2 protein-coding genes and 2 pseudogenes are annotated in these 4,486 nt (G+C 49.9%); 2 read left to right on the top strand and 2 right to left on the bottom strand.

Annotated features, from left to right (window positions below; genetic code table 11):
* Window positions 1-358: 358 nt before the first annotated feature.
* Entirely contained in the window at window positions 359-796 is a 438-nt protein-coding gene (locus U2W12_RS00215) for a hypothetical protein (RefSeq protein ID WP_326498665.1), read from the bottom strand.
* 234 nt (window positions 797-1,030) lie between these two features.
* Between U2W12_RS00215 and U2W12_RS00210 the strand changes: the two genes are divergently transcribed.
* Together U2W12_RS00210 and U2W12_RS00205 are read left to right on the top strand one after the other, a co-directional pair.
* Complete coding sequence (locus U2W12_RS00210) at window positions 1,031-2,419, top strand: hypothetical protein (protein WP_326498664.1); 1,389 nt, start codon at window positions 1,031-1,033, stop codon at window positions 2,417-2,419.
* Between the two features lie 481 nt (window positions 2,420-2,900).
* A pseudogene (locus tag U2W12_RS00205) lies at window positions 2,901-3,107 on the top strand (transposase); the annotation flags it as partial.
* Between the two features lie 29 nt (window positions 3,108-3,136).
* Here U2W12_RS00205 and U2W12_RS00200 read toward each other — a convergent pair.
* Window positions 3,137-4,313 (bottom strand): annotated as a pseudogene (locus tag U2W12_RS00200) (IS3 family transposase).
* Between the last annotated feature and the right edge of the window lie 173 nt (window positions 4,314-4,486).

The raw sequence follows: 4,486 nt of genomic DNA, 5'->3' as shown, positions 1-4,486 counted from the left end.
ACTCTACGCGCTCCTGTTGGCTCAACTTAACCACCTTAGCAATACGCCCCATCGATAACTCCTCTGCAATTTTCAGAGGATTATATATCTATCGTATTTTTATACAATTAGACACTAGTGGCGACTGCTGCGGTTCCTACGAAATTGATTCGGCTAATTTTAAACAATATTGCTTGCCGTAAAGCGGACAACTGTGAATGGCTCTTTTGGGCCGAAAGAGCCAATTCTTTCTAATCACCGTTAGCCTTCCTAAATCCAAATTCTAAAGACCGACTCACCAACTTATCTGCTTACGTCATTTAGCCGAGTTGTGACATTTTTTCCTGGCGCACCCCACCCTGGGAATATCACCCCCCCCCTAGTGGAAAAAATTGAAAGCCGTTTTACAACTGTTTTCACGGAACACAAACAGCGTCGCTGCGAACCCGGCGATGACCGAAAGGCCGCCTATGACATTGAGCAAGGGCGGCATATTGGATGTGTACCAGGCTTCCGCGTCCAGCGCCATGAGAACTAGCCAGCCGCACCATATGAACACGAATGTGAGCAGAAAAATTCTGTCCCATAGCGGCTGGCCGTGCTGCATCAGCGGTCCAAGCCGGGTTGCCAGTAAATCGGGATCGCGGCGCCATAGCCAGGCGCTGAAAGCAATGGATCCAACGGCAAAGATCGCGAGAAAAGCCCACGCCTGGATCCATTGCCAATTGTTTGCAGGAAGAAAGAGCAAATATCCCATGATAGCCAGCCACACTACAGACCGAACGAAGAGGCAAATAAGCAATTTCGTCGACTGCATATCTTATGACCTGTGTTTAGAGCTGGCCCCGCGTATTTTATTCGTCGGCAAATAGCCCGGAGGGAGCTTTGCGGAATCCAGGGCTCCGAGTATCCCGAACTCCACTGCGTTTTATCAGGCATAATAAAATGAAAAAATTTCGAAGTCGATTTACTGATAAGTGTTCAGGCTGGATTACGAATTATTTGGAGGATGAGAAGTCTTATCTGATACTTCGTACTTCAGGGGAGACCTATGTTCATTCAAGGTTTCAAATGCCTCGATTTTAGCTCAATCTTTGTCGTTTGTATTGCCGTATGCGTGCTTTCGGCAGCGGCTTATGGGCAAGATGAAGCGGTTGATGAAGCTCAACCTGCGGATTCCACCAGCCAGCAAACACCCCTCCCTGCGGTAGAACAAGCATTGGTGCCGGAAGGTGTTTTCGCCCAGCAGCTTGCCGAGGCCTTAAATCTCGGCGCGGCAATGGATGCTGCCAAAGCGGAAGCGCTCTTGAGCGACATGGGCATCGAGCCAGGCAACGGTTGGATTACCGAGTACCCGGTGACCCCCGCCATTCTGGGCAATATTGAAAAAAGCATCTCCGCCGCCAGTGAGCAAAGAAAGATCACATTTAAAAAAGATCAAGCTCTCAAAATATTCGCCGATGTTAAAAATCAGCTAGGTCTGGGCATTACACCGGGTTCTAAGTCTCCAGCAGTGACGAACATGAAGCCGGGTAACACGACCATTTACAGCTACACCGACAATCAGGGCGTGTCGCACTATACCGATGTTTATGATTCTATCCCCAAAGAATATCTCAATAGCGTCAAAACCATTAGCCACCCCAGTACTTCCGGTACTTCAACTAGCCCTTCAGTTGCTCAACCTTCGCCCCAGTCGACGGCCGTCCCGGAACCTGAAGACCTTGAAGACTATTACTATCAACAAGGTCCTCCGATCATCACCTACTATTACCCACCCCAGCCTTATTATTACCTCTATTCTTGGGTGCCTTACCCATTTTGGTACACGGGTTATTATTTTACAGGCTTCTATATTCTGAAAGATTTTCATCGGCGTGTATATTTCAATCGCCTTCCTTTCTTCGTCAGTGCTCATCGCCATGAGGACGCCTTCCATGCTCCGCCACACCGCGGAATGGTGACGTATCCGTTTAACGCCGCTCCGCATCCTCACGGCGCCAATTTTTTTCACGGATTTTCTACGGCCAGAGCTCAAGCCGGAGCCATTTTGACGCTTAACCAGCCCCCTCGTTTCGGCCTCGGGAGAACAGTTTCACCCGGAGGAGAGAAATCGCAAGACGAATTGCCTCTGCCTCGTAGAAACGCTAGCGGGTCAATGAGACACTCGGTCACGCTTCCCTGGAACTCACATGGCTCAGTTTTGAATGGCAACGCTTCAGCACCTTTTGCCGAATCACGAGTTAATCGGCCAAGCTTCCATCCCCGAACTTATGTTCCTGAACGTTTTTATGCGGCGCCAGGCTATAGGCAACAGCCGTTTGATAGCCCGCATTTATCCTTCGGACGTGGCTGGTCGGGCGGTTTTCATCAGCGTGGGGGAATGGGCGGCTTTCATGAGGGTAGTTTCGGAGGCCATGGCGGAGGAGGACATCGGTAAGTTGAACACACACTCTTATCAGGCTGTGGTTAGTCGGCATCGTATTTTATTGGAATTGGACTCGGTTTAATTTATTCAAAGCCGACAAGAGCCTATCGGCCGAGGCTGTGTCAAAACACAAAAATTGAACCACTCTTAGAGGGTGTAGACAAAATCAATTAAAATACCAGCTTACCGAGACTATAACATAAGGTGAGCGATGAAACGAAAAGGCCGACCGGAAAAAATCAAGGCTTCAGAGCGGAGCATCTTGCGCGAGTTAGCCCTGGAACAGCCATTGGCAACGCTTGATGAGTTAGTTAAAGCCTTTCAAATCAAAACAGGCTTGCAAGTTCACAGCGCAACCTTACGCAAGGCGCTAGCGAGGATAGGCATAGTCCGCGTCAAGCCGTCAGTCTGCGCATCGACAACAACGACTGATCAGACTATCAAACGCTATGGTTACCAAGATCGCCATCGCCCATCGGAATCGGCCGTGCCCTATCCCAGTTCGCTGACCGATGCGGAATGGAACTTGGTGCAAGACTTGTTCGAGCGGGAAGGCGAGCGTGGCGTCCCAGCCAAGATTCCCCGACGCGCCTTGGTCGATGCCTGCTGCTATGTCGTGCGTACCGGTTGCGCGTGGCGGCTGTTGCCGAAAGACTTCCCCCATTGGGATAACGTCTACAAAACCTTTCGTCGTTGGAGTGATCTTGCCGGTTTTTCACAGACACATCGCTAAGCGACATTTTTAAGCTCAAAAGCTTCAGGGGACATATAGCCCAATTTTGAATGAAGCCGTTTTCGATTGTAATACACTTCGATATAGTCGAATACGTGTTGCTTGGCAATCGCACGGGTCAGGAAGCGTTCACCATGGATAGCTTCGACTTTTAAGCTGTGGTTCCAACTTTCCATGGCAGCATTATCGTAACAATCGCCTTTCTTGCTCATACCCCCAGGGCACAAGTGCTGCAAACCAGTTGATGTTTGTCCAGTAGCTTTTGGTAAGCCGCGGAACAATACTGACTGCCCCGATCTGAATGTACGATGACGCCTTGGGGTAAATGCCGACGCCATAACGCCATGATTAAAGCATCACAGACCAGCTTTGCTGTCATACGTTCTGCAATGGCCCAACCGATAACCCGACGCGAATACAATTCCAGCACGACGGCCAAATAAAGCCAGCCTTCGTCAGTCCAGATATAGGTGATATCCGATACCCATTTCTGATCCGGGGCATCGGCTTCAAGGTTCTGGGCCAACAGGTTGGGCGATACCGGTAAGGTGTGATTGCTATGGGTTGTGGCTTTATATTTTTTACTGGCTTTGGCACGCCAACCTTGGGTTTTCATGATCTTGGCGACTGTATGCCGACTGGCACGATGACCTTCATCGTTCAGGCGCTTGGCAATTCTGGGCGAACCGGCGCGCGCTCTTTCATCCTCAAAAACCCGTTGCACTTCGGCTGACAATGCTTCCCGTGTTTGGCTGCGTTTCGAAGGCGGGCGTTTTTTCGATTGATAATAACCGCCCCGTGAAACTGCCAAGAGGCGGCACATCAAACCCACTGAAAATTGTTGTTCATGTTGCCGAATCATGGCGTACTTCACCGGGGTTGCTTCGCGAAGTACGCTGCCGCCTTTTTTAAAAAAGCGACCTCTTCTTCCAGGCGTGCATTCTCACGTTTAAGTCGCGCAAGCTCCGCTGGTTGTAGCTTTTGATCTTCGAAGGATTGACCCGTTTGCCGGTTCTTGGCTTGCCATCCATACAACATCGATTGCGCTATGCCTAAATCCTTCGCGACTTGCGGTACGCCATCCCGTTTCGCCCGTTCCAAGGCTTGCTCTTTAAACTGCGGCGTATAGCGATTGCGTTTGGTGGATTCGGTTTCTAATTTGTTCGTTTTCATATGGCTCCTCAGGGATAGAGATTACTCTCTTAGCTGAGTGTCTGTGAAATCTTGGTAAGCGCCCTTTAAACGACGCTATTGAATTTCCGTATAAAGCCGTGCGAGTTTGGTTAGGCCGTTGGATTGGCGAGACGCCAGGGTAGCAAAACTTCGAAGTCTTCGACGGTTTTTGC

Origin of the sequence: Methylomicrobium sp. Wu6 (genome assembly GCF_035916875.1) — a bacterium.
GTDB lineage: Bacteria > Pseudomonadota > Gammaproteobacteria > Methylococcales > Methylomonadaceae > Methylomicrobium.
Note: the sequence above shows the minus strand (reverse complement) of the source record. Positions and strands in the feature narration are given on the sequence as shown.

Bases quoted from the DNA above. Each gene is read 5' to 3' on its own strand.
- U2W12_RS00215 (WP_326498665.1), bottom strand. From the start codon at position 796: ATGCAGTCGACGAAATTGCTTATTTGCCTCTTCGTTCGGTCTGTAGTG.
- U2W12_RS00210 (WP_326498664.1), top strand. From the start codon at position 1,031: ATGTTCATTCAAGGTTTCAAATGCCTCGATTTTAGCTCAATCTTTGTC.